The sequence below is a fragment of the Serratia proteamaculans genome, assembly GCF_004684015.1.
Lineage (GTDB): Bacteria > Pseudomonadota > Gammaproteobacteria > Enterobacterales > Enterobacteriaceae > Serratia > Serratia proteamaculans_F.
On record NZ_SRIA01000017.1, the window covers coordinates 102418 to 126406 of the forward strand.

Below are 23989 nucleotides of genomic sequence, written 5' to 3' on the forward strand. Positions count from 1 at the left end.
CATCGGCGTCATTTTAGCTTATCAGTAGAGAGTTATCACAACCGCCAGTAAATTTGCAGATAAATATAATGTATTTACAGGGGGATCGTCTTTCGTCAAGTGCGGGTTACGTATTGGCGTTAGCGGGGTGTGATTGCGGCAAGAAAGAACAATGGCGCCCGAGTGAGCGCCATTGGCGAATTATTTGGCTTTGTTATCACTCTTTTTCATAGTGTCTTTCAACTGGCCAATCAGTTGGCTGCGGAAATCACCCAGTTTCGGTTTTTCCCCTTCCAGCCAGGGCAGCGGACGGCACAGTTCCATCGCCTTGATACCGAGTCTGGCGGTCAGCAAACCGGCACCGATGCCCTGCGCCGCTCGGGCGGACAGTCGGGCGGCCAGGTCTTGCGACATCCAGTCCATCCCCACCTCGCGCACCAGTTCAGACGCTCCGGCAAAGGCGATATTCAACAGCACCAGGCGGAACAAGCGCAGACGACTGAAATAACCCAGTTCGATACCATACAGCGCGGCGATACGGTTGATCAGCCGGATATTACGCCAGGCGATAAACGCCATATCCACCACCGCCAACGGGCTGACGGCGATCATTAAGGTGGACTCTGCCGCCGAACGGCTGATTTCACGCCGCGCCTGATTATCCAACACCGGTTGCACCAGCTTGGCGTACAGTGCCACTACCTCACGGTCGTTCTGAGTTTCATGCAGCGAAGCCTGCCAGCGTTGCAGTGCCGGGTGCCCCTGATCGAGACCGGCCTGACGCGCCAGTTTTTCGCAGAATTCACGCCCTTTGCCCAATCCGTGGCTGTGCAACAGCTCGCGTGCCACATCTCGTTCTTCTGCACGCTGACGCAAACGATATAGCCGACGCCATTCGGTTACTACCGAACCCACCCCGGCAAAGACAATCAACCCACCGGCCACGCCACCGCCCATGGCGATCCAATCCTGCTGTACCCAGGCGGTATGCACCCACTGCACGCCCTGCGCCACCACGCTAACGCCGAACAATGTCAGCCCGGCGGTGACCATTTTGCGCCACAGGCTGCGTTTGGGTTTCAGGGCTGCGTTGATAATGCCTTCGGCACGCCCTTCTTCCTCTTCCTGCTGCAGCTCCGGTGCCGCCGGGAAAAAGTTTTCCGCCTGCTGTTCGTCGAAAGCAACATTGGCACGCAGCACCGGCTCCTGCGGCGGCTCCAACGGCTGTTCGAAATCGATACGCGGTTTTATCGGCTCGCTCATCGCAATTTATCTCCCAGTAAAAACTCCATTACCGCGTCCAGGCGGATATGCGGCAACGGACTGTCCACACTCATCGCGCGTGGACGGAACTCATCAAAATGGAAGCCCTGATTTTGCCAGAACGCCGGCCCCGGCAAACGTGCCGGCACTTCGCCAGGGAACACCGTCAGTGGTGCACCATCATTCAGACGATTGCCTTTCAACGCCGGAATACGCTGCCCCTGATGGTCGACGATACCGCTCTCGGTCGCCTGCACCGAGGCCAGCCCGACACAGTCCATGCTGATGCCCTCAAACGCCGCGTTCTGCCAGGCTTCCTGCACCAATTGCTGCAGCAACGACACTAAATTGGCGTGCTGATCGGCGGTGATGTGATCGGCCTTGGTAGCGGCAAACATCAGTTTATCGATGGTCGGTGAAAATAAGCGACGGAATAGCGTGCGCTTCCCATAATGGAAACTCTGCATCAGTTGGGTCAGCGCCAGCCGCATATCGTTGAACGCCTGCGGGCCGCTATTGAGGGGCTGCAGGCAATCCACCAGCACAATCTGGCGATCGAAACGGACAAAATGCTCTTTATAAAAGTTTTTGACGATGGTCTGACAGTAATAGTTGAAACGCGCACGCAGCATGCCGATGTTGCTGTGTTTATCCGCCTGCGCCAGTTTGGACTCACCAAGGCTATCGACGTTTGGCCACGGGAAGAACTGCAATGCCGGCGCACCGGCCAGATCGCCCGGCAACACAAAGCGGCCCGGCTGAATAAAATGCAGCCCTTCACTTTTACAGCGCAGCAGATAATCGGTATAAGCCTGGGCGATGGCCGCCAGTTTGTTTTCATCGGCGGGTGCCAGCGGATCGCAGCTTTTGCACAGTTCCAGCCAGGGCCTGGCCCACTCGGCGCGATCGCCCTGTAGCAAACCGGCCATTTGCCGCGACCAGGCCAGATAGTCCTGTTCCAGCATCGGCAAGTCCAACAGCCATTCGCCGGGGTAATCGACAATCTCCAGATACAGCGTTGAAGTGTCTTTGAAATGACGCAGCAGTGAATCGTTGGAGCGATAACGCAATGCCAGGCGAATTTCACTGACGCCACGCGTCGGGGTCGGCCAACTCGGCGGAGTGCCATAAAGCTGTGCCAGCCCTTCATCATAGGTAAAACGCTGAATGCCGAGATCGCGCTGCGGAATGCGCTTCACGCCCAGCAGACGTTCTTCACGCACCGGCGAGAACAGCGGCATGCGGGCACCGCTGTGAACATGCAGCAATTGGTTGACGAAAGCAGTGATAAAGGCAGTTTTGCCGCTGCGGCTCAGGCCGGTCACCGCCAGACGCAGATGACGATCCATCCCACGGTTGACCAGCGACGTTAACTCATTTTGCAGTCGTTTCATTTTGCGTAGAGTTACTTCCTTTTGTTATAAAAAACAAATTGTTAAGTTCAGACTTATCATTCTCTGGCTCCTATGCTCATTATTATAGTCACAAGCCCGGCTCTTTTATGCATGGATTCAGTTTTTGATACTCCCCCGCTTTGTCTTTCCTTCATTCGTTGTGTGGCATATGGACAAACGGTCTAATATCGCCCCCAATAAAAAATCAAGATAGCATTATCTCACTGGGATTAGTCCCAATCATTCACCTTTAATCCATGCAGGGTTTGGTGTCAACAACACTCATTTTATAATATCTAATATTACCCGGAGAGCCCCATGAGCACAATTAATTTAGAGCAAAACGTTGTCGTTGTAAACTCCATGAGTGAATTAAGAAACACCTCACCAGAGTATGATGGGCAGCGTATATTCTTAACAGAATACTATACAGCCAAAGGTAAAGGTGGCGGTATGTTTACAGGCCGTCTAAATATTTTAGATGCAGTAGATGATGGTGGGTATTCTACTGTTAAGGTTGGTCAGTCAACAGCAGTATGGCGCCGAAATGATCTTACACAACTTTCTTTATACGATGGCGGCTGCGATCCGACCCTTAACGATAACAGCACATTTATTCAAAACATTTCATTGATACAAGGTGACCGTTCAGTAAAAATCCCTAGTGGTTACTGGAATATTGCAAAACCGATTATTTTCCCAGCCAATAGTGGAATTTCGATCTACGGCGAAAGCAGTTTTAACGGGCGGGCAGTGCTAACCTACTCAGGGCCAGATCTCACTGATATTTCAGATATTAGTGGAATCATCACCGTGACAGCCAACCAAGGGGAAATGACCTACAGTGGCATTAACTTCAGAAACTTCCAAATACGTGGCAATTATAAAGTTATTAGCGGATTAAGTATAAAATATGCCGGATATGTACAAGTACAGAATGTAAGCATTCTCTACTGCAAAGGTGCCGGCCTATACCTTGACAAGGTACAAGACAGTTACTTTAAATTTCTGGAAGTTCAAGGCTGCGGTAGAACATCAGGGGATTATAATAACTACGCTGATATCACAGATTATGGGAAAATGCTTCTCGCCCCGATTCATTTAACCTCAACCATCAAAGATGATGATTGTAATATGTTGCGATTTGAGGACTGTCAATGGGAAGCTAACTTGATAAGCCCAACAATTTACGTTCGCGGTGGAATTGGTCTCTGGTTCAAAAATTTGCATATGGAACATCGTACCGGTCCATTAAAAAAATTAATTGGTGATAACGCCAATGCCAGCTGCCTATTATATATGAATAATTCAGGTGAGATTTATCTTAATGAGATTCAGGCGTCGGAGGTAAAGAATTTGGTTTATAGCACAGGATATGGTGTTTTATATGCGACTAATGTTAACCGAGGTGGAGACATTACGCATGCAGCATCAGGAAAACAGTTCAATATTTTCTTGAATGGCTGTTGGCTGCAGGACATGAATTTTTCACCCAGCGTAAAGGCCATGATCAGCAATTGCCGGTTAGCAAACCTGAAGTGGAGTTATCCCTCTTATGCTGGCACCATTTCCGATACCCATTTTTCCGGCAACGTTGCGATTACTGAAGACGGTGCCAATACACGGATCGATCTGGTCGACTGTCAGTATGGCAGCGTAAGCAGCAACACCAGTAATCTGCGCTTCCTTGGCGGTCGCTGCCTGGGCGATTTTCGCTATGTATCGCGGTCTGGCGCAGGTTCAGTCATTGATGTCGATGTTGAAGGCGCGACGACCATCAGCACGAGCTACGGAAGCTCGTATCAACCAGGTCAATCCAACTATACCGTGGTTCGTGTCGCTGATGGCCCCAAAGAGCTTGGCGGTGTCATGCGCCCTGTCGGCTCCGAATGGTTCAATACGGCTGTTTCCGGAGATCAGGAAGGTGCCATTTACAGTTGGGTGAAAACAGCCACGGGCTGGCGGCCCAATAGCCGCATCAGTCGCTTTGGTACCAATTTAACGTCAATGGCGTTTTCTCAGCTTCCGGCGGCGAACTCCTGCAAAGGAACTGTTATTTTCTGCACCAATACTGCAGCCACTCCAGCAGCTCAGGCCATTATCAGCGATGGCTCAGACTGGGTCTATCTGGCAACCCCAGGGACAAAAGCGACCGCCGCAAATTAAAGCTTATGCCGCCCTACCTGGGCGGTATTTTTTCACCTGCAGCATAACGCCCAAATACCTTGTTCAGCCCTTTGCGGAACAGCGGTTCCAGCACCAGCGCCAGGACAAAGCGAATCGGTTTGCGACCTACGGTGCGCAGCAGCCAACCGGCCGCCCCTGCCGGGCCGTAATTGAGTAGCGCTATGATGATGACTTTAGACAATGTCTTCAACATTGCACCTGCTCCTTGTTTAAATCCACCGGATTTAACGGCGTTTACGGCATAGGTTTTTTTCATTATCAATGCCCTCCGGCACAATTTTGTTCAAAAGGATGATGTCAGGTGCAATGCCTGACCTGCGCCATGCGCAGGCCATTCACGCAAAGGCGGGGTTATAACTTGCGGAAGCGACTCTGTACGCCGAAGGTGTCCGACGTCACATAACGCTCAACCTGTCGCAGTTGCTGTTCGCCGCTGCCCAGCTCGTACTCTAACTGGTCGAGCAACTGGCGCGGTGTTTTTTGCTGCTCGCCCTCAAAACGGCTGGCCGGTGCTTCATCCAACACAAACACCAGGGCGAAATAAGCGATCAGGGTGAAGAAGAACAGTCCGAAGAACATCGACAACACCACAATCACTCGGATCAGGCGTACCGGCACGTCAAAATAATGGGCCAGACCGGCGCAGACGCCCTTCAGCATGCCTTCTTCAGGAACGCGATAAAGCTTTTTACTGCCCAGAGTGTTGTTCATCAAGACTGTCTCCAGTTCGGGTGTTCTGCATCAAGAATTTCTTCCAGCGCCTGAATGCGTTCACGCATGCGCTTGGCATCTTCGGCCAACTGCGCCAGACGCTGCATCTCCTGATGGCTCAGTTGAATGCCGTTTTGTTGCCGATTGCTGTAATGCAGCCAAAGCCAAATCGGTGCGACAAACAACACAAAGATTGTCAACGGAATGGCAAGTAATAGAGCACTCATTTCTTTTCCTTCTTAATGCGTCTTGGTGGGCGGCCACACACCGTGGCCGCTGTCGCCTTACTCAGAGCGGTTCATTTTGGCTTTCAGTGCCGCCAGTTGCTCACTGATGGCGTCGTCGGCTTTCAGCTCGGCAAACTCTTGATCCAGAGACTTCTTTTTACCGATGATGACGCTTTCCGCCTCAGCTTCCATATGGTCGATGCGGCGTTCGAACTGCTCGAAACGCGCCATAGCCTCATCCAACTTGCCGCTGTCGAGCTGACGGCGCACATCACGAGAAGAGGACGCCGCCTGGTGACGCAAGGTCAACGCCTGCTGGCGAGCGCGGGTTTCGGTCAGCTTGTTTTCCAGCTCGCCGATTTCGCTTTTCATACGTGCCAGCGTTTCTTCTACGGTGGACACTTCATGCGTCAGCGTAGCGATCAGGTCGGCCACTTTTTGTTTTTCGATCAATGCCGCACGGGCCAGATCTTCTTTCTCTTTACGCAATGCCAGTTCGGCTTTGTCCTGCCAATCGCTAAGCTGGTTTTCACCCTGCTCAATGCGACGCAGCAACTGTTTTTTCTCCGCCAGCGCACGCGCTGAGGTGGAACGGACTTCAACCAGTGTGTCTTCCATTTCCTGGATCATCAAACGCACCAGCTTTTGCGGATCTTCCGCCTTATCCAGCAGCGTATTGATATTGGCGTTCACGATGTCGGCAAAACGAGAAAAAATACCCATAATTCACTTCCTCTTGGTTCTGATGGCGTCTGAAGCGCCGCGTTGGGTCATACAGATTTCCCTAAGACTTAATCAAAACCCGTGCCAACTTTTATTTCATTGAATAATAAAGATTATTTATTTTTGACTCTCTGTGAGCATGCTGTAGAGTGATTATTTTCACCAAACATTGGCGAATTTCATCATGAGCGAACAGTTAGAAAACCTGTTGGGCGAAGCGAATGCCTTTGTCGAAGTATTGGAGCAAGTCTCGCAACTGGCAAAGTTGAACAAGCCGGTGTTGGTGATCGGTGAGCGCGGCACCGGTAAAGAACTGATTGCCCACCGGTTGCATTACCTGTCCAACCGCTGGCAGGGGCCGTTTATCTCGCTTAACTGCGCGGCCCTGAATGAAAACCTGCTGGATTCCGAGCTGTTCGGGCACGAGGCCGGGGCCTTTACCGGCGCGCAGAAGCGCCATCTGGGGCGTTTCGAACGTGCAGACGGCGGCACGCTGTTTCTCGATGAGCTGGCCACCGCCCCAATGCTGGTACAAGAAAAACTGCTGCGGGTGATTGAATACGGTCACCTGGAACGCGTCGGTGGCAGCCAGCCGCTGCAGGTTGATGTGCGGCTGGTGTGTGCCACCAACGACGATCTGCCCGCTCTGGCGGCGGCGGGCAAATTCCGCGCCGACCTGCTGGATCGGCTGGCATTCGACGTAGTGCAGTTGCCACCGCTGCGCCAGCGACAGCAAGACATCATGTTACTGGCCGAGCACTTTGCGATTCAGATGTGTCGCGAGTTGTCGCTGCCGCTGTTCCCTGGCTTTACCGAACGTGCCAGAGACACCCTGCTCGGCTATCACTGGCCGGGCAACGTGCGTGAACTGAAAAACGTAGTGGAACGTTCGGTGTATCGGCACGGTACCAGTGACAGCGCGTTGGATCAGATAATCATCAACCCGTTCGCCCAGCGGGAAACTATGCCATTGCCCATGGAACGCGAAACGCCCGCGGAGCGACCAACCCTGCCGCTGGATTTGAAAGCTTGGCAGTTGGCGCAGGAAAAATCGCTAATCGAAGCCGCGCTGCAACAGGGAAGATTTAATCAGCGTAAGGCGGCAGAGCTGCTGGGGCTGACCTATCACCAATTGCGCGGCATGCTGAAAAAACACGCGCTGTTGCAAAATGGCGAGGCAGAAGAAGAATAACAGGCAAAAAAAAAGCCAGCACCCGAGCTGGCTTAAAAAACACTGGAAGCAATGTGAGCAATGTCGTGCCTTTCACAGCAGAGCCACAAACTGTGGCCTTCCGTGAACTGCCAGGCGATGATAATAGTTATCAGTATCATCTGTAAAGCACTTTGTTGAGAATTTTTCTCATTACCACACTGTCATTGTGCAATTACCACTCAGGGAAGGGATCGGCCATCTCATGCCAGTAGTCGACACCCGCCGCCATTTCCTCATCGTTTAGCAGGCAGGCATCCAGCAAACGGGTTATTTCGGCCTGCGGCAGGTTCTGGCCGATAAACACCAGTTCCTGCCGCATATCGCCAAAGGGCTCCACCCACTTCTCCATAATCTGTGCCTGGGTCTCTTCATCCTGCGGCCAGTTCTCTTGCGCAATGGCACGCCAGAAAGTCCCCGCCAACCCATAATGGGCGATACCACCGGCCTGACTCCACTGCCCAGCCTGACGCGGACGCGTCGCCAGCCAGTAGAACCCTTTGGAGCGCAACAGTTTGCCACCGCCCCAGTCGCCGTTGATCACCCGATAGAATTTATCTGGGGCAAAAGGCCGACGCGCCCGATAAACAAAACTGCTGATGCCGTAGTTTTCCGTTTCCGGCAGGTGCTCACCACGCAGCTCTTTGAGCCAGCCCGGAGCCTGCTGCGCTTTGTCAAAGCTGAAGCTGCCGGTGTTTAATACCGCCTCCAGCGGCAGTTTGCCGGGAGAGATAGCGATGATTTTGGCATCCGGGTTCAGGCTGGCAAGCAGCGCCATCACTTCGCCCTGTTGTTCGGGAGTCAGCAAGTCGGTTTTACTCACCAGCATCACGTCGCAGAACTCAATCTGTTCGATCAACAAATCAGCCACGCTGCGCAAATCATCCTCGCCCAGGCTTTGCCCCGCCTCCTGCAGAGACTGCGCCTGCTGGTACTGCTGGATAAAGTTAACCCCGTCTACCACCGTGACCAGGGTATCCAGACGGGCGAAGTGCGACAGGCTTTCGCCCTGCTCGTCCTCAAAGGTGAAGGTTTCCGCCACCGGTAAGGGTTCGGAAATGCCGCTGGATTCGATCAGCAGATAATCAAAGCGGCCGGCCTGCGCCAACTCACGCACCGAAATCAACAGATCTTCACGCAGCGTGCAGCAGATGCAACCATTGCTCATCTCCACCAGCTTTTCCTGCTGGCGGTCGAGCTGGACTTCGTTCTCGACCAGCGCGGCGTCGATGTTCACTTCGCTCATGTCATTGACGATCACCGCCACGCGCATGCCCTGACGATTGTTCAAAATATGGTTCAATACCGTGGTTTTACCGGCGCCAAGAAAGCCGGAAAGTACGGTTACGGGTAATGGATTCATGGGGTTCCTCACTCAAAACTCATTGCGTAATGCCTGGTAGCCTCGCACCAGTTCAACGTTGGTGGCGGCCACTTCTTCAGAAAATTGCAGTGCGCCGCGGTCCACCTGCGGGTAAAGCGACAGATCGCTGTCGGCACCGACGCGCTCGGTTGACGGGATATACAGGTTTTCCGGCAGCGTTACGCCGTCCACCACGGCGTTGTAGCGCACCACGCAGCCGGAACCGATATGGCAATTGAACAGCACGCTGTTAAAACCGATAAACACCCGATCTTCAATGCGGCACGGGCCATGAACGATGGCGCGGTGGGCGATGGAACTAAAACTGCCGATGGTAACCGCCGCGCCGCTTTTCGAGTGGATCACCACGCCGTCCTGAATATTGGAATGGGAACCGATAATGATCGGCTCCATGTCCCCGGCGGTATTCAGTTCGTCTGCACGGATCACGGCATAGGGACCGACGTAGACAAAATCTTCGACAATCACCCGGCCGCAGATAATGGCGGTAGGGTCGATATAGGCCTTCGGGGAAACCTGCGGCAAATGACCGCTGGGATTTTTACGCAGCATTTTCAGCCTCCCGCCAGCTTAACTCCGCCACCGCATTGTGGGCATGCAGGCTTTCCTGATGCTCCACACGCAATGAAAAAGCGCGGTGATTGCACTGACTACGCAGCATCCGATACAAGCGGCGCGCGGCATCCTCACAGAACATCAGGTTCTGGCCATTAGCCAGGGCAAAAGCCTGCTCGTCCTGACGTTTCACCAGCGTCTGTAACGGTGTACCCAACGTATGCTCGATGCGATCGATTAAATTAACCACCGGCAATGCCGTTTCATCGGCATTCAGCGTGACCGTCACCCAGGCCCAACTGCGCTGGCTATGCGGTGTGCCAGGCATGCCCTGTTCACCCAGCCAGTCGATGACCTGCTGCTGGTCAACCTTTTGCGGCGCCTGCTCGAAATCAAACTGAAACTGCTGCTGCGCCAGTTGGCGGCTAAGCGCTGCCGAGCTGGGACAGGTGGAGGAATAAGGTACGCCGACCGTCAGCGACAGCGTCAACTCGGTGGTTAGCCTGGCGTCAATTTTTACCGGATAGGCTTTCCAGCCGCGATGTGGCGACAACAGTGCCGGGCGTGACAGTAGAAGTTCGCCGCTGATATTCAGACTGGCGCAGTCACTGCTTTCCGGCTGGGAGGCCAGAAAAGCCCGCAGTGAATCGGCAATACGTTGCGACGTCAGTTCGCCCTGAGTCAATTCATCCAGCGTCAGGTACAAGCGCGACATATGTATTCCACGCGCGCCATGGCGACTGGCACGCAGATTGATCCCGGCATTAACTTTTGCCATCAGCGGCTTGCCCGCCAACTCCAGCGGCAGTGCAATCCCTTGCATCCCTACCCAATCGAGTCCGACATCACTCATTGCCCCCTGCCAGGCCTGTGCATCCGGCAGCGGCTGGGTTGGTGGAAGTGCAACCATGTTCATACATCCCCTTGCGATTATTGATACATTGCCAGAGAAAGGTAACATCATTTTGTTATGTTATAACATATCAATTGAAACTTTTTTGCCAATACCGTCGAATTGTTCAATCAAGTAGCAGAAAACTCAGCCATTTTGCTCAATGGATTGGGCTGTTCGTCAGAGTGCGATACACTAAGGCTATTGCTTATTAACCCATGAAGCCTCTATGCGTGGTTTACCCCTTTGGATTTTGTCGCTGAGTTGCCTGGCGAGCACCGCCCTGGCCTCAACACCTCCTGCGCCCACCGTGCCCGCACCGCTGCCGGACATCCGCCAGAGCGGCTTTGTTTATTGTGTCAGCGGCATACTCAATACCTTTAATCCGCAGATGGCCAGCAGCGGCCTGACGGTCGATACCCTGGCCGCGCAGCTGTACGATCGGCTGCTGGATGTTGACCCCTATACTTATCGGTTGATCCCCGAACTGGCGCAAAGCTGGGAAGTGCTGGATAACGGCGCGACCTACCGTTTCCATCTGCGCAAAGATGTCCCCTTCCAGACCACCGCCTGGTTCACGCCGACCCGTAAACTGAACGCCGACGACGTGGTATTCAGCTTCGAGCGCGTGTTTAACCAGAAGCACCCATACCATGACGTCAACGGCGGCGAGTATCCGTACTTCGACAGCCTGCAGTTTGGCGACTCGGTACAAAGTGTGAAAAAGCTCGACGAATACACGGTCGAGATCCGCCTGCAAGCGCCGGACGCCTCCTTCCTGTGGCATATCGCAACCCACTATGCGCCGGTGCTGTCGGCAGAATATGCTGACGACCTGACGCGTGAAGGCCGCCAGGAGATGATCGACCGTGAACCGGTCGGCACCGGGCCTTTCCTGCTGAATGAATATCGCTCCGGGCAATACATTCGTCTGGCGCGCAATGAGGTGTACTGGAAAGGTAAACCGCGCATGCCGCAGGTGGTGATCGACCTGGGTGCCGGCGGCACCGGCCGGTTATCGAAACTGCTGACCGGCGAGTGTGACGTGCTGGCCTATCCGGCCGCCAGCCAACTTTCGATTCTGCGTGATGACCCACGCCTGCGCCTGACGCTGCGCCCGGGGATGAATATCGCTTATCTGGCGTTCAACACCCGCAAACCGCCGCTTGACGATTTGAAAGTTCGTCAGGCGATTTCGCTGGCAATCAACAATCAGCGTCTGATGCAGTCGATTTACTACGGCACGGCAGAAACCGCCGCCTCAATTTTGCCGCGCGCTTCGTGGGCATACGACAATGATGCGCACGTCACCGAGTTTGATCCGGCCAAATCACGCGAAATGCTGAAACAGGCAGGCATTGAGTCACTCAACCTGCGCTTGTGGGTGCCTACCGCGTCGCAATCCTACAACCCCAGCCCGCTGAAGACCGCAGAGCTGATCCAGGCCGATTTGGCCCAGGTGGGGATCAAAGTCACCATCGTGCCGGTTGAAGGCCGCTTCCAGGAAGCACGGCTGATGGAGATGAATCACGACCTGACGCTGACCGGCTGGGCCACCGACAGTAACGACCCGGACAGTTTCTTCCGGCCGCTGCTGAGCTGCGCGGCAATCCGCTCACAAACCAACTATGCTCACTGGTGTGACCCGGGGTTTGACGAAGTGCTGCAAAATGCCCTGCTGTCACAGCAGTTGGCGCAGCGAATCGAAAACTATCAGAAGGCGCAGAAAATTCTCGAACAACAACTGCCGGTGTTGCCGCTGGCGTCTTCATTGCGCCTGCAGGCCTATCGTTACGACATCAAAGGACTGGTACTGAGCCCGTTCGGCAATGCGTCATTTGCCGGCGTGTTCCGTGAATCAGCGGAGGGGCCGAAAAAGTGATTATCTTTACCTTACGCCGTTGCCTGCTGCTGCTGATCACGCTGTTCTTCCTGACGCTGGTCAGCTTTAGCCTGAGCTATTTCACACCGCGTGCCCCGCTGAACGGCGCCGCCCTGCTGGATGCCTACCAGTTTTACTTTGTCAGTCTGTTGCACTGGGATTTTGGCGTTTCCAGCATTAACGGCCAGGCCATCAGCGAACAACTTCGCGAAGTGTTCCCGGCGACCATGGAACTGTGCATTCTGGCTTTCACCCTGGCGTTATTTATCGGTATTCCGCTGGGGATTATTGCCGGTGTGATGCGCGGCAAATGGCAGGACACCGCCATCAGTACCTTTGCACTGCTCGGATTCTCGATGCCGGTATTCTGGCTGGCGCTATTGCTGATGCTGTTTTTCTCACTGCACCTCGGGTGGCTACCGGTTTCCGGCCGTTTCGATCTGCTGTATCAGGTTAAACCGATCACCGGCTTTGCCCTGATTGACGCCTGGCTGTCTGATTCGCCCTATCGCAGCGAAATGATTGGCAGCGCACTCCGCCATATGATCCTGCCCATTGCCGCACTGGCGGTGGCACCGACCACCGAGGTGGTGCGCCTGATGCGTATCAGCACCGACGACGTACTCAACCAGAATTACATTAAAGCCGCCGCGACCCGCGGGTTATCTCGTTTCACCATTATCCGCCGCCACGTGCTGCATAATGCCCTGCCGCCGATCGTGCCCAAACTGGGCCTCCAGTTCTCCACCATGCTAACGCTGGCGATGATCACCGAAGTGGTGTTCAGCTGGCCGGGCCTGGGGCGCTGGATGATTAACGCCATCCGCCAGCAGGATTATGCGGCGATCTCCGCCGGTGTGATGGTGGTGGGCACGCTGGTCATCACCATTAACGTGCTGGCCGATATCTTGGGCGCTGCCACCAACCCACTGAAACATAAGGAATGGTATGCCCTTAGATAACGTATACCGCGAAAAGAAAATGCCGAGCCCGCTGCTTTACACCTGGCGGATTTTTTACGGTGATGCATTGGCGATGATTGGCTTCTACGGCGTGATAGCGCTGCTGCTGCTTTCCCTGTTCGGCAGCCTGCTGGCGCCTTATGCGCTCGATCAACAGTTCCTGGGCTATCAGCTGTTGCCACCCTCCTGGTCGCGTTACGGCAACGTTTCCTTCTTCCTGGGTACTGACGACCTCGGCCGCGATATTCTTAGCCGCCTGCTGGCCGGTACCGCCGCCACTTACGGCGCCGCACTGCTGGTCACCGTGGCCGCTTCCGTGGTCGGGGTGATCCTGGGGGTATTTGCCGGCGTCACCCGTGGTTTTCGCTCCGCGGTGCTCAATCATATTCTCGATACCCTGCTCTCCATCCCTTCGCTGCTGCTGGCGATTGTGGTGGTGGCGTTCCTCGGGCCCAAACTCGAACACGCCATGCTGGCCGTTTGGCTGGCGTTGTTGCCACGCATGGTGCGCACTATCTACAGCGCAGTACACGACGAGCTGGAAAAGGAATACGTGGTCGCGGTGCGTCTGGACGGTGCCTCTACGCTGCAGATCCTGTGGTATGCCGTGATGCCCAATATTGTGGCGGTGCTGGTGACTGAATTCACCCGCGCGCTGTCGATGGCGATCCTGGATATTGCCGCGCTCGGCTTCCTCGATCTCGGTGCACAGCTCCCATCTCCGGAATGGGGAGCCATGCTCGGCGATTCACTGGAACTGGTGTATGTCGCCCCCTGGACGGTAATGCTGCCCGGTGCCGCGATCCTGATCAGCGTGCTGCTGGTTAACCTGTTGGGCGACGGTATGCGCCGCGCAATCAATACGGGGGTGGAATAATGCCATTACTTGATATCCGCAACCTGACGATTGAATTTATGACGGCCGAAGGGCCGGTCAAAGCGGTTGACCGTGTCAGCATGACGCTGAGCGAAGGGGAAGTGCGCGGTCTGGTGGGGGAATCCGGTTCAGGCAAGAGTTTGATCGCCAAAGCAATATGCGGCGTCACCAAAGACAACTGGCGCGTGACCGCCGACCGTTTTCGTTTTGACGATATCGATCTGCTGCAACTGACCCCGCGTGAACGGCGTAAACTGGTCGGGCATAACGTCTCGATGATCTTCCAGGAACCACAGTCTTGTCTGGATCCGTCAGAAAGCATTGGCCGCCAGTTGGCGCAGGCGATCCCTGGCTGGACCTATAAGGGCCGTTGGTGGCAACGCTTTAACTGGCGCAAACGCCGCGCCATTGAACTACTGCACCGCGTGGGTATCAAGGATCACAAGGACATTATGGGCAGTTTCCCCTATGAGCTGACCGATGGCGAATGCCAGAAAGTGATGATCGCCATCGCCCTGGCCAACCAACCGCGCCTGCTGATTGCTGACGAACCCACCAACACCATGGAGTCGACCACCCAGGCGCAGATTTTCCGCCTGTTGGCGCGCCTGAACCAAAACAATAACACCACCATTTTGCTGATCAGCCACGATTTGCAAATGATGAGTAAATGGGCGGATCGGGTCAACGTGCTGTACTGCGGCCAAACGGTGGAAAGCGCCCAGTGTGAAGATCTGCTGGCCTCCCCGCACCATCCTTACACCCAGGCGCTGATCCGCTCAATGCCGGACTTCGGCCGCGCCTTGCCGCATAAAAGCCGCCTCAACACCCTGCCGGGTGCCATTCCGTCGCTGGAGCATTTACCTATCGGTTGTCGCCTGGGGCCACGTTGCCCTTATGCACAGAAAAAGTGCATTGAAACACCACGCTTGCGCCCAGTGAAAAACCACCTGTTCGCCTGCCACTTCCCGCTGAACATGGAGGAGCAATAACATGGAAACGCTGTTGGAAGTGCGTAATCTGAGCAAAACCTACCGCTACCGCACCGGACTGTTTCGCCGCCAGCACGTTGAGGCGGTGAAATCGGTCAGCTTTACCCTGCGTGAGCGGCAAACGCTGGCTATCATCGGCGAGAACGGCTCAGGTAAATCGACGTTGGCCAAGATGCTGTCCGGTATGGTTGAGCCTTCATCCGGCGAACTGCTGATCGATGATCATCGGCTCAACTATGGGGACTATCGCTATCGTAGCCAACGCATTCGCATGATATTTCAGGATCCCAGCACTTCGCTCAATCCTCGCCAGCGTATTGGCCAACTGCTGGACGCCCCGCTGCGGCTCAATACCGAAATGGCCGCCCCGGAGCGCGAACAGCAGATCAACCAAACGTTACGCCAGGTAGGGATGTTGCCGGACCACGCCAATTATTACCCGCACATGCTGGCCTCAGGCCAGAAACAGCGAGTGGCGCTGGCCCGTGCGCTGATCTTGCAACCCAAGGTGATCGTTGCCGATGAGGCGCTGGCCTCGCTGGATATGTCGATGCGCTCGCAGATCATCAACCTGATGCTCGAATTGCAGGAGAAACACGGCATCTCCTATATCTACGTGACCCAGCATTTGGGGATGATGAAGCATATCAGCGATCAGGTGATGGTGATGCACGAAGGGGAAATCGTCGAACGCGGCAGTACCGCAGAAGTGCTGGCTTCCCCGCTGCACGAACTGACCAAACGCCTGATCGCCAGCCACTTCGGTGAAGCCCTCACCGCAGACGCCTGGCGGCGTGATGGCGGCAGGTTCTGATCCTGCGGTCCTGAGAGGCATGAGCCCCTCACCCCGGCCCTCTCCCTCTGGAGAGGGTGACGTCCGCTTAAGCCATGCCGGACAGACTTGTTGATCTACCCGGCACTGGCTTAGCCAATATCCTCAAATACAAATTACATTTTTGTTATATCTCATTATATTTTATTCCATTCAGTTATTGATTAGCACTTAACATTATTTTATCTCGTCAATCGAATCGGTGAGGATATCCCCTACGTTGAGCTTCTTAAACGACAGGATATCGCACTGATGAACAACCCTCGCCATCGCCGACTCACGCAGTTTTTGCTCGCTTTAGCCGCAGGTTTCTCTGTGTATGGCCACGCACTGTGTTGCGACGGTCAGCGTTGATCCTGCCATTCCGTGCCGCTCTGCGGGCAGCTTGCCTTTTTATCTTGCCGCCGTTGCCTCTTGCAGCGGCGGCTGTTGTGCATGATTAAGGACTATCCCCTATGGAACTACTACGTCGACAACATAATGCCCAGTGGTATCACGAAACCCAAAGCAGCGTGCGCGGTGAGCAACCGCTGGAACCCCAGGCGGCCGGTATCCGCGATCGCTTCCTGATGGGGCTGGGCGCTTTTGCCGACGAAGCGCTGAACACCGCACTGATCGCACGCGCTGGAGTATTTAATGCTTCACTGGCCAGTTACCACGTACTGTTCCCGGATCGGGTCGAATTAACGCGTTCAGTGACGTTGTCACCTTATGATCGTCTCAGCACTGCGCTGACCGTGGCACAGGTGACCGGCGTGCAATCCCTCTGTAGCCATTACGCTGCCCGCCTCGCCCCGCTGTACAGCCCTGATGCCTCGCGTGAAAGCAATATCCGCCTGGCGCAAATCACCCAATATGCCCGCCAGCTTGCCGGTCAGCCGACCCTGATTTGCCCAAAAGCATTACAACAGCTCAGCGACGTCGGGCTCAGCCCGGCAGATATTGTGGCGTTTTCGCAGATTATCGGCTTTGTCAGCTATCAGGCACGAGTGGTGGCCGGCGTAGCCGCCTTAGCCGGGCGGCCAACTGGCGTGGTGCCCGGTTTCCCGAACATAGCGGATGCTGAAGGTGTAGTCTTCACGACGGAAGAGTTGGCATGGCAAGCACGGCTGCCATCGGTGGTGCTGGAAGAGGCATGCGCTGAACAACTTGACGTGTTGGATCAAAGCCACCCCGACGCCCGCAGCGAGTCTTACTATCTGTTGCTGGCCCACGATGCCCCCGCGCTACGTGAGCGCAACGGCGTATTTAACAGCATCAACGCCGACGGCTATGGTCTTTCAGCGAGGCTGAAAGCGCTGGCGACGCTGGCAGTTTCCCGCATTAACGGCAGCCGTTACTGTGCCTTCACCGTAGCGCAGGATATTGAGCATGACGTATTGGTCAGTGCCCTGTTCGACAATATTGATCATGGGCTGGAGAGCACCGATAACCCGGTTCATCAGGCGGTGATCCGCGTGGCCGCAGACCTGACCCGCACGCCGGAAAAATTCACTCCACGTAGTGTGCAGCCGTTGTTTAACAGTGGGATGAATCAGGCACAGGCGCTGGACGTGATCCTCACCGGGGCACTCTACGCCTGGGAGAACCGCTTACGCCAAACCCTGGGTGACACCCAGCATTTCAGCGAAAGCCAGGCGGAATAGTTACCGCAACAGCCAACCGCGCGCGGCATCAAAAAAGTGCTGCGCCAATGGCGATGCACGCCCCGGTTCGGCGGTGACCACTGCGGCATGGCGTGACATGGCTGCGATGGTAATCGGCCTGTGCTGCAGCTCCGGCATCATGCTCGGCAACAGGTTGCCTGGCGGAAACAATCCGCAGCCCAGGCCAACAAAAATGCCCTGCAGCAATTGGAATATCGAGGTGGTTTCCATGCGTACATGCAGCGTCAAACCGGCTTCACGGAAGTTTTGATCAAGGTAGCGGCGGAAGTAACGCGTCGGTTCCGCCAGACACAACGGCAGTGCTGCCACCTCCTCCAGCGTCATTGGCGCGTCCCCTATCAATTCGGGGAAGTACTCCGGGTGGAACACCAGCTCAACGCCGGCGTCCGCCAGCGGCTGCGACTGGAAATGCAGCTCCTGCAGCGTTGAAAGCTCAAAGAAGCCGATGCCGATATCCACGGTATGCGCCGTCAGCGCCTCCAGCAACTGATCGGCGCTCAACACCGACACCCGGTAGTCCAACTGCGGAAAACGCTCGCTGACCGCCTTTAACATTTGTGCCAACGAAATGCTGCATTGAGGAACGGCGCCGATACGCAGCGTGCCGTTAAGGCCGTGCTTGAGTGACTCCACCTCCAACTTCAGCCCCTGATACACCGAGACAATCTCACGCGCCCACGACAGTACCCGCTCGCCTTCGGCGGTAAAACCTTCGAAGTTGTTACCGCGGTTGATCAACGACACGCCCAGCTCTTTTTCCAGATTTTTCAGCCGCATGGATAGCGTTGGCTGGCTGACGAAGCTCGCCTCCGCTGCACGCCCGAAATGGCGCTCACGTTCGAGATTACACAGGTAAATCAGTTGTTTAATATCCATAAAACGGCTCAACAAGTCATCACTGGCCTGAGTATATCATCGCAGCAGGATTTCGGGCGCAGAGCACTGTGCCCCGAGGGTCAGATTTTCAACTTCACATAGTCCATCAGGCGCGAGAACATGCCGCCTTGATTAACCGGTTGCAACGCCACCAGCGGTAAAGTTTTCAGTAGTTTGCCGTTGTCGCTGATACGAATTTCGCCGACCGGCTGCCCCTGTGTCAGTGGTGCATCAAGACGTGGCGAACTCATCACATATTGCGCCTTCAGCTTGTCCGCTTCGCTTTTCGGCAGGCTAAGATATTGATCCTGCTGGCTGCCCACCGCAATCTCATGACGGTCGCCGTACCACACTTTCTCCTGCCCCAGGCTTTGCCCTGCTTTAAACAGATGCACGGTATCGAAATCACGCAGGCCCCAGGTCAGCAGTTTACGCGCCTGTTCTTCACGGCCTTTCGAACTTTTGCCCCCCATCACCACCGCAATCAGTCGGCGGTCACCTTCGGTGGCGGAGGCAATAATATTAAAACCGGCCGAGGCGGTATGGCCGGTTTTCAGGCCGTCGACCTGCAGCTTTTTATCCCATAGCAACCCGTTGCGGTTCTGCTGGGTGATGCCATTCCAGGTCAGCGATTTCTCACTATACATATGGTATTCCGCCGGTTCGCTCATGATGATGGCGCGCGAAATCACCGCCAGGTCGCCTGCCGTGGTGAATTGCCCTGGGGCATCCAGACCGTGGACGGTTTCAAAATGGGTGTTTTGCAAGCCAAGCTGAACGCTCTTTTCATTCATCAGTTTGACGAAGGCGGCCTGACTGCCCGCTACGTAGTCCGCCATAGCGACACAAGCATCGTTACCGGAGTCAATGATAATGCCGCGGCTGAGGTCACGAACCGTGACCCTGTCACCGGGTTTCAAAAACATCAACGACGAGCCCTTGAATACCGGATTACCTTCAGCCCAGGCATCTTTACCCACCGGTACCACGTCATCCAGACCAATCTTGTGTTGATCGAGCGCGTGATCAATCACCAACCCGGTCATCAGTTTGGTCAGGCTGGCCGGATTACGCCTTTGATCGGCATTTTCCTGTGCCAGTACCTGGCCGGTGGTGTAATCCATCAATACGTAAGAGGCGGCGTCTATCGCCGGTGGGGTCATGAGAGGAAAGTTGAGTGGCGCATCTGCCGCCTGTGCCGCCAAAGGCAGCAAAATTCCGGTTATCACCACCAATACTGAACGCTTCAATTGCTGTTCCTCAGGCCCTGCGGGCAAAATAAAATACCAATATAATCCGTGGCATAGACTGCATTAATTGTAGGGAAAGCGGAATCATTACTCTTTTTCAGCACATGTCATTATGCAACCATTTGTTTGCCCGCTCCGGGCATGCGATAAACCGGCTCTATGCCGCCATAGCCCCATTCGATTAGACGCTGGTGCCGAGCCCTCCTAAACTTGTGACATAAATACTGAAAACGCTTAAAAAGGCGTTCACTTTTTAGCTACAATCACCTGCGAAGACCAATATGAAATTTAAACCGTCAATAAAGCCTTATACCGGCGCGGCGGGCGGCTGGGGTTCACTCGAAGCCACCACTCGCTATGTGCTCGACAGTAAACAAACGTTGAAAAACCTGCGTAACCTGATGCGCGTCAATAAGGCCCGCGGTTTCGACTGTCCAGGCTGTGCCTGGGGCGATGATAATCACAGCACCTTCAGCTTCTGCGAAAACGGCGCCAAGGCGGTCAGTTGGGAAGCCACGCGTAATGCGGTCGAACCGGAATTTTTTGCTGCCCACAGCGTCAGCACCCTGCAGCAGCAAAGCGATTACTTTCTTGAATATCAGGGCCGCCTCACCCATCCGATGCGCTATAACGCCGAAACCGACCATTATGAGCCGATCGGTTGGCCAGATGCGCTGGCACTGATTGCCCGACACATCAAGGCGATGGATAACCCAAACCAAATCGAGCTGTATACCTCGGGGCGCGCCAGTAACGAAGCCTCCTATCTGTATCAACTGTTTGGCCGCATGCTCGGTACCAGTAACTTCCCTGACTGCTCCAACATGTGCCACGAAGCCAGCGGTGTGGGCCTGAAACAAAGTATCGGCGTGGGTAAAGGCACCATCCGTATGGATGACTTTGAAAAGGCCGACGCCATCTTCGTATTTGGTCAGAACCCTGGCACCAACCACCCGCGCATGTTGCACAGCCTGAAAAACGCTGCCAGCCGTGGTGCACGTATCGTCAGCTTTAACACCCTGCGCGAACGTGGGCTGGAGCGCTTTGCCGATCCGCAAAGCCCAATTCAGATGCTGACGCCCAAGTCATCCCCGATCAGTTCGTCCTATTTCCAACCCAACCTCGGCGGCGATATGGCCGCGGTACGCGGCATGGTAAAAGCTCTGCTGGAAGGACACCGTCAGAGCCTGGCTGCCGGTGAGCCAGGCCTGTTCGATCTGGCCTTTATTGAGCAGCACAGCGTCGGCGTGGAGAACTATCTGGCCCAGGTGGATGCCACCTCATGGCAGCAAATCACGGAGCAATCCGGCCTCAGCGAAGCACAACTACGCCAGGCGGCGGCCATTTATCAGGATGCCGAGCGCGTGATCTGCACCTGGGCCATGGGTGTGACCCAACATAAACACTCGGTGCCGACGGTACGTGAAATCACCAACCTGCAACTGCTGTTCGGACAGTTAGGCAAGCCGGGAGCCGGTCTGTGCCCGGTACGCGGCCACAGCAACGTGCAGGGCAACCGCACCATGGGGATCGACGAGAAGTCGCCCAAGGCGCTGCTCGACAGCCTGGAACAACATTTTAACTTCTCGCCGCGACGCGAGCCGGGCCATAACACCGTAGAGGCGATTGAAGCCATGCTGCGGGGCGAAGTGAAAGTGTTGCTGGCGCTGGGCGGTAACCTGGCCGCCGCCGCACCGGACACCGAACGCACCGCCCGCGCCCTGCGCTGCTGTGACCTGACGGTGCATATCAGTACCAAGCTTAACCGTAGCCATCTGGTGACCGGTAAGGACGCGCTGATCCTGCCGACGCTGGGCCGGACCGAACAGGACTTGCAGGCCAGCGGTCCGCAGTACATCACGGTGGAAGATTCCTTCAGCATGGTGCATGCGTCTGAAGGCGTCGGCAAGCCGCTGGCGGAAACCCAACGCTCGGAAACCGCCATTGTCTGCGGTATCGCCGATGCGGTCCTGGGCAACCAACAGCTCGACTGGCTGGAGTTGGCGGATGACTACTCGTTGATCCGCAATCATATCGCCGCCACCATTCCGGGCTTCGAAGATTTTAACCAACGCTGTGACCAACCAGGTGGTTTCTATCTGGGTAATGCCGCCGCCGAACTGCGCTTCAATACGCCGAGCGGCAAGGCGGAATTCGGGGCAGCCCCGTTGCCGGACAGCCTGTTCCCGCAGTTGGACGGGCGTCAGGTCCCCTTCACATTGCAGACGCTGCGCTCGCACGATCAGTACAACACCACTATCTACGGGCTGGATGACCGCTATCGTGGCGTCTATGGTCAACGGGAAGTGCTGTTTATCAACCCGGAAGATCTGGCCATTCTGGATATGCAGGACGGCGAATTGGTGGAGATCGAAACCCTGTGGAATGACGGCATCACTCGCAAGGTGAGCGGTTTTAAACTGGTGAGCTACGATATCCCGCGCGGCAATCTGGCGGCTTATTATCCCGAGACTAACCCACTGGTGCCACTGGCCAGCTTTGGTGATGGCACCGGCACGCCGACCTCCAAGTCGATACCGGTAGAGATCCGCCGTTGTGTCGCGCAGCCAACGCTACGTATCGCCTGATCTGCAGCGCCCGGTTTACCCCGGGCGCGCTAATATTTCGATCGCCGCTTGCAATTCATCAGAGAGTTGATGGCGGCGCCACACAAAGTACAAATTGCTTACCCCTTCTTCCCCCATTTCCATCACTTTCAATTCTGATGTCGGCAGGATCAGCGGCAATAGTGACCCCGGAATACAAGCCACGCCGCAGCCCGCTTTCACGCAGGCCACCATCGCCGTGTACGACTCCATCTCCAACGTCATACGCGGCTTGAATTGACGTGAGGCTAACCAGTGATCGATCTTCAGGCGAAAAGAACATTCACGGCTGAAAGTATAAAACTCCAATTGCGCCAGCGTTGCCGCGTTCAACTGCGGCACTGAAGCCGGCATCAGCAACACCAAACGCTCGTCAAACGCCGCTCGACCGGCCAGTAACGGGTGTTCAATCGGCCCATCGGTGACCGCCAGATCAAGCTCACTGTCTATCAGCATCCGCTCCAGCACCAGTGAGTCCCGGCTCAGCACATTCACCTGCATTTGCGGCTGGCTTCGGCGCAATTGGGCAATGCGGCCCGGCAGGTGGCTGACCAGTGAAAAATCCAGCGCCCCAAAATTGAGTAAGCCCTGTTGCTGCCGACCGGCGAACAGTTGTTGACTCTGTTCGGTCAGCGCCAGAATTTCAACGGCCTGCTGATAAAACAACCGTCCTTTGGGCGTGACATACAGCCGGTTTTTATCGCGGAAAAACAACTCACCGCCGAGTGACTCCTCCAACTCTTTGATCCGCAAGGTCACGTTGGAAGGCACACAATGCAACTCCCGCGCAGCGGCGGCAATGGTCTTATACTCAACCACGGCACAGAAAAACCTTAGCTGGCTCAGCTTCATAGAACATTCACTTTTAATTAGCATTTTAGTTAAAAACAATCACTTTAGATTAGCATTGTTATGCCCTAGTGTCGTACCAACAAACCAAGAGGGATCCCTATGCCACTGAATGATTTACTGACGCTGTCAGGCGTTACAGCCCAACCGGAAGCGGTCACCGACGGCTACGTGTTCAATCACACCATGATCCGCGTTAAAGACCTGACCAAAGCGCTGGATTTTTATACTCGCGTACTGGGCTTCACCCCGGTGTATCTGGAAGAGTTTAAAGAAGCCGCGTTTACCATTTGCTACCTGACCCGCAGCCCACGCGATCAAATCCCTCAGGATGACGCCGAGCGCAAACGCTGGGTGCTGGGCCAACCCGGCATTCTGGAACTGACCCATAATCACGGCAGCGAACAACAGGCCGATTTCCACTACCACAACGGCAACAGCGAGCCGCGCGGCTTTGGCCACCTGTGTGTCACGGTGCCGGACGTGCGTGCCGCCTGTGAACGCTTTGAACGGCTTGGTGTGAACTTCCAGAAGCGCCTGCATGAAGGCCGAATGAATTACGTGGCCTTTATCAAAGACCCTGACGACTACTGGATTGAAATACTGCAGCCAACGCCGCTGCAGGACTGATTTCCCCCCGCTTCTCCCCGGCCTGCCAAGCCGGGGTTTTT

General features: G+C 55.2%; 22 protein-coding genes. 10 read left to right on the forward strand and 12 right to left on the reverse strand.

Annotated elements, in window-relative coordinates:
• Positions 1 to 180: 180 nt before the first annotated feature.
• Positions 181 to 1242 carry a YcjF family protein gene (locus E5C26_RS13345; protein WP_135316758.1) on the reverse strand — a complete coding sequence of 354 codons (1062 nt, stop codon included), beginning with the start codon at positions 1240 to 1242 and terminating at the stop codon, positions 181 to 183.
• The gene (locus tag E5C26_RS13350) at positions 1239 to 2636 is read right to left on the reverse strand and encodes a YcjX family protein (RefSeq protein ID WP_017892998.1); all 1398 of its coding nucleotides are present in this window, start codon (positions 2634 to 2636) and stop codon (positions 1239 to 1241) included. The genes E5C26_RS13345 and E5C26_RS13350 overlap by 4 nt, the downstream gene beginning before the upstream one ends.
• A gap of 318 nt (positions 2637 to 2954) precedes the next feature.
• Here E5C26_RS13350 and E5C26_RS13355 point away from each other — a divergent pair, with 318 nt between their 5' ends.
• Complete coding sequence (locus tag E5C26_RS13355) at positions 2955 to 4802, forward strand: hypothetical protein (RefSeq protein ID WP_135316759.1); 1848 nt, start codon at positions 2955 to 2957, stop codon at positions 4800 to 4802.
• 13 nt (positions 4803 to 4815) lie between these two features.
• Here the strand turns inward: E5C26_RS13355 and pspD are convergent, their stop codons facing one another.
• The 4 genes from pspD to pspA form a co-directional block, all read right to left on the reverse strand.
• Entirely contained in the window at positions 4816 to 5079 is a 264-nt protein-coding gene (gene pspD, locus E5C26_RS13360) for a phage shock protein PspD (protein WP_135316760.1), read from the reverse strand.
• Between the two features lie 95 nt (positions 5080 to 5174).
• Entirely contained in the window at positions 5175 to 5534 is a 360-nt protein-coding gene (gene pspC / locus E5C26_RS13365; RefSeq protein WP_012145350.1) for an envelope stress response membrane protein PspC, read from the reverse strand.
• Positions 5534 to 5761, reverse strand: coding sequence for an envelope stress response membrane protein PspB (gene pspB, locus E5C26_RS13370; RefSeq protein ID WP_012145351.1), 228 nt, complete (start codon positions 5759 to 5761; stop codon positions 5534 to 5536). Before pspB ends, pspC begins: the two co-directional genes overlap by 1 nt.
• Positions 5762 to 5818: 57 nt before the next feature.
• Positions 5819 to 6484, reverse strand: coding sequence for a phage shock protein PspA (gene pspA / locus E5C26_RS13375; RefSeq protein WP_135316761.1), 666 nt, complete (start codon positions 6482 to 6484; stop codon positions 5819 to 5821).
• 184 nt (positions 6485 to 6668) lie between these two features.
• Between pspA and pspF the strand changes: the two genes are divergently transcribed.
• Entirely contained in the window at positions 6669 to 7676 is a 1008-nt protein-coding gene (pspF, locus tag E5C26_RS13380; protein ID WP_135316762.1) for a phage shock protein operon transcriptional activator, read from the forward strand.
• A 193-nt stretch (positions 7677 to 7869) separates the two neighbouring features.
• Here the strand turns inward: pspF and zigA are convergent, their stop codons facing one another.
• The 3 genes from zigA to folE2 are packed head-to-tail and all read right to left on the reverse strand — an operon-like array spanning position 7870 to position 10549.
• Complete coding sequence (gene zigA / locus E5C26_RS13390) at positions 7870 to 9057, reverse strand: zinc metallochaperone GTPase ZigA (RefSeq protein ID WP_135316763.1); 1188 nt, start codon at positions 9055 to 9057, stop codon at positions 7870 to 7872.
• A 12-nt stretch (positions 9058 to 9069) separates the two neighbouring features.
• The gene (locus E5C26_RS13395; protein ID WP_135316764.1) at positions 9070 to 9630 is read right to left on the reverse strand and encodes a carbonate dehydratase; all 561 of its coding nucleotides are present in this window, start codon (positions 9628 to 9630) and stop codon (positions 9070 to 9072) included.
• Complete coding sequence (gene folE2, locus E5C26_RS13400; RefSeq protein ID WP_135316765.1) at positions 9620 to 10549, reverse strand: GTP cyclohydrolase FolE2; 930 nt, start codon at positions 10547 to 10549, stop codon at positions 9620 to 9622. Before folE2 ends, E5C26_RS13395 begins: the two co-directional genes overlap by 11 nt.
• Positions 10550 to 10754: 205 nt before the next feature.
• Here folE2 and sapA point away from each other — a divergent pair, with 205 nt between their 5' ends.
• The 6 genes from sapA to E5C26_RS13435 all read left to right on the forward strand — a co-directional run bounded on the left by sapA (position 10755) and on the right by E5C26_RS13435 (position 17716).
• Positions 10755 to 12407, forward strand: coding sequence for an ABC transporter substrate-binding protein SapA (gene sapA / locus E5C26_RS13405; RefSeq protein WP_135316766.1), 1653 nt, complete (start codon positions 10755 to 10757; stop codon positions 12405 to 12407).
• A complete protein-coding gene (gene sapB / locus E5C26_RS13410; RefSeq protein WP_135316767.1) occupies positions 12404 to 13369 on the forward strand; it encodes a putrescine export ABC transporter permease SapB in 966 nt (321 codons plus the stop codon). The genes sapA and sapB overlap by 4 nt, the downstream gene beginning before the upstream one ends.
• Positions 13356 to 14246, forward strand: a complete 891-nt coding sequence (gene sapC / locus E5C26_RS13415) for a putrescine export ABC transporter permease SapC (RefSeq protein ID WP_012145359.1) — start codon at positions 13356 to 13358, stop codon at positions 14244 to 14246. Before sapB ends, sapC begins: the two co-directional genes overlap by 14 nt.
• The gene (sapD, locus tag E5C26_RS13420; RefSeq protein ID WP_135316768.1) at positions 14246 to 15238 is read left to right on the forward strand and encodes a putrescine export ABC transporter ATP-binding protein SapD; all 993 of its coding nucleotides are present in this window, start codon (positions 14246 to 14248) and stop codon (positions 15236 to 15238) included. Before sapC ends, sapD begins: the two co-directional genes overlap by 1 nt.
• 1 nt (position 15239) lies before the next feature.
• Positions 15240 to 16052: a putrescine export ABC transporter ATP-binding protein SapF gene (gene sapF, locus E5C26_RS13425; protein ID WP_135316769.1), complete on the forward strand. Its 813-nt coding sequence runs from the start codon at positions 15240 to 15242 to the stop codon at positions 16050 to 16052.
• 473 nt (positions 16053 to 16525) lie between these two features.
• On the forward strand, positions 16526 to 17716 hold the full coding sequence (locus E5C26_RS13435; protein ID WP_135316770.1) for a CMD domain-containing protein: 1191 nt from the start codon (positions 16526 to 16528) through the stop codon (positions 17714 to 17716).
• Here E5C26_RS13435 and E5C26_RS13440 read toward each other — a convergent pair whose 3' ends face one another.
• Positions 17717 to 18613 carry a LysR family transcriptional regulator gene (locus E5C26_RS13440; protein ID WP_135316771.1) on the reverse strand — a complete coding sequence of 299 codons (897 nt, stop codon included), beginning with the start codon at positions 18611 to 18613 and terminating at the stop codon, positions 17717 to 17719.
• Between the two features lie 80 nt (positions 18614 to 18693).
• Positions 18694 to 19863, reverse strand: coding sequence for a serine-type D-Ala-D-Ala carboxypeptidase DacD (dacD, locus tag E5C26_RS13445; RefSeq protein ID WP_135316772.1), 1170 nt, complete (start codon positions 19861 to 19863; stop codon positions 18694 to 18696).
• A gap of 281 nt (positions 19864 to 20144) precedes the next feature.
• On the opposite strand from dacD, the gene E5C26_RS13450 reads away from it, so the two are divergent.
• A complete protein-coding gene (locus E5C26_RS13450) occupies positions 20145 to 22451 on the forward strand; it encodes an FdhF/YdeP family oxidoreductase (RefSeq protein ID WP_135316773.1) in 2307 nt (768 codons plus the stop codon).
• Positions 22452 to 22466: 15 nt separating this feature from the next.
• Here E5C26_RS13450 and E5C26_RS13455 read toward each other — a convergent pair whose 3' ends face one another.
• The gene (locus tag E5C26_RS13455) at positions 22467 to 23345 is read right to left on the reverse strand and encodes a LysR family transcriptional regulator (protein ID WP_312847929.1); all 879 of its coding nucleotides are present in this window, start codon (positions 23343 to 23345) and stop codon (positions 22467 to 22469) included.
• Positions 23346 to 23420: 75 nt separating this feature from the next.
• Here E5C26_RS13455 and gloA point away from each other — a divergent pair, with 75 nt between their 5' ends.
• Positions 23421 to 23948, forward strand: a complete 528-nt coding sequence (gene gloA / locus E5C26_RS13460) for a lactoylglutathione lyase (protein ID WP_135316775.1) — start codon at positions 23421 to 23423, stop codon at positions 23946 to 23948.
• The last annotated feature ends 41 nt before the right edge of the window (positions 23949 to 23989 follow it).

What these genes read in the sequence shown, in the direction of transcription:
- E5C26_RS13345 (WP_135316758.1), bottom strand. Translation starts at nt 1,242, where the DNA reads ATGAGCGAGCCGATAAAACCGCGTATCGATTTCGAACAGCCGTTGGAG.
- E5C26_RS13350 (WP_017892998.1), bottom strand. Translation starts at nt 2,636, where the DNA reads ATGAAACGACTGCAAAATGAGTTAACGTCGCTGGTCAACCGTGGGATG.
- E5C26_RS13355 (WP_135316759.1), top strand. Translation starts at nt 2,955, where the DNA reads ATGAGCACAATTAATTTAGAGCAAAACGTTGTCGTTGTAAACTCCATG.
- pspD (WP_135316760.1), bottom strand. Translation starts at nt 5,079, where the DNA reads ATGAAAAAAACCTATGCCGTAAACGCCGTTAAATCCGGTGGATTTAAA.
- pspC (WP_012145350.1), bottom strand. Translation starts at nt 5,534, where the DNA reads ATGAACAACACTCTGGGCAGTAAAAAGCTTTATCGCGTTCCTGAAGAA.
- pspB (WP_012145351.1), bottom strand. Translation starts at nt 5,761, where the DNA reads ATGAGTGCTCTATTACTTGCCATTCCGTTGACAATCTTTGTGTTGTTT.
- pspA (WP_135316761.1), bottom strand. Translation starts at nt 6,484, where the DNA reads ATGGGTATTTTTTCTCGTTTTGCCGACATCGTGAACGCCAATATCAAT.
- pspF (WP_135316762.1), top strand. Translation starts at nt 6,669, where the DNA reads ATGAGCGAACAGTTAGAAAACCTGTTGGGCGAAGCGAATGCCTTTGTC.
- zigA (WP_135316763.1), bottom strand. Translation starts at nt 9,057, where the DNA reads ATGAATCCATTACCCGTAACCGTACTTTCCGGCTTTCTTGGCGCCGGT.
- E5C26_RS13395 (WP_135316764.1), bottom strand. Translation starts at nt 9,630, where the DNA reads ATGCTGCGTAAAAATCCCAGCGGTCATTTGCCGCAGGTTTCCCCGAAG.
- folE2 (WP_135316765.1), bottom strand. Translation starts at nt 10,549, where the DNA reads ATGAACATGGTTGCACTTCCACCAACCCAGCCGCTGCCGGATGCACAG.
- sapA (WP_135316766.1), top strand. Translation starts at nt 10,755, where the DNA reads ATGCGTGGTTTACCCCTTTGGATTTTGTCGCTGAGTTGCCTGGCGAGC.
- sapC (WP_012145359.1), top strand. Translation starts at nt 13,356, where the DNA reads ATGCCCTTAGATAACGTATACCGCGAAAAGAAAATGCCGAGCCCGCTG.
- sapD (WP_135316768.1), top strand. Translation starts at nt 14,246, where the DNA reads ATGCCATTACTTGATATCCGCAACCTGACGATTGAATTTATGACGGCC.
- sapF (WP_135316769.1), top strand. Translation starts at nt 15,240, where the DNA reads ATGGAAACGCTGTTGGAAGTGCGTAATCTGAGCAAAACCTACCGCTAC.
- E5C26_RS13435 (WP_135316770.1), top strand. Translation starts at nt 16,526, where the DNA reads ATGGAACTACTACGTCGACAACATAATGCCCAGTGGTATCACGAAACC.
- E5C26_RS13440 (WP_135316771.1), bottom strand. Translation starts at nt 18,613, where the DNA reads ATGGATATTAAACAACTGATTTACCTGTGTAATCTCGAACGTGAGCGC.
- E5C26_RS13450 (WP_135316773.1), top strand. Translation starts at nt 20,145, where the DNA reads ATGAAATTTAAACCGTCAATAAAGCCTTATACCGGCGCGGCGGGCGGC.
- E5C26_RS13455 (WP_312847929.1), bottom strand. Translation starts at nt 23,345, where the DNA reads ATGCTAATTAAAAGTGAATGTTCTATGAAGCTGAGCCAGCTAAGGTTT.
- gloA (WP_135316775.1), top strand. Translation starts at nt 23,421, where the DNA reads ATGCCACTGAATGATTTACTGACGCTGTCAGGCGTTACAGCCCAACCG.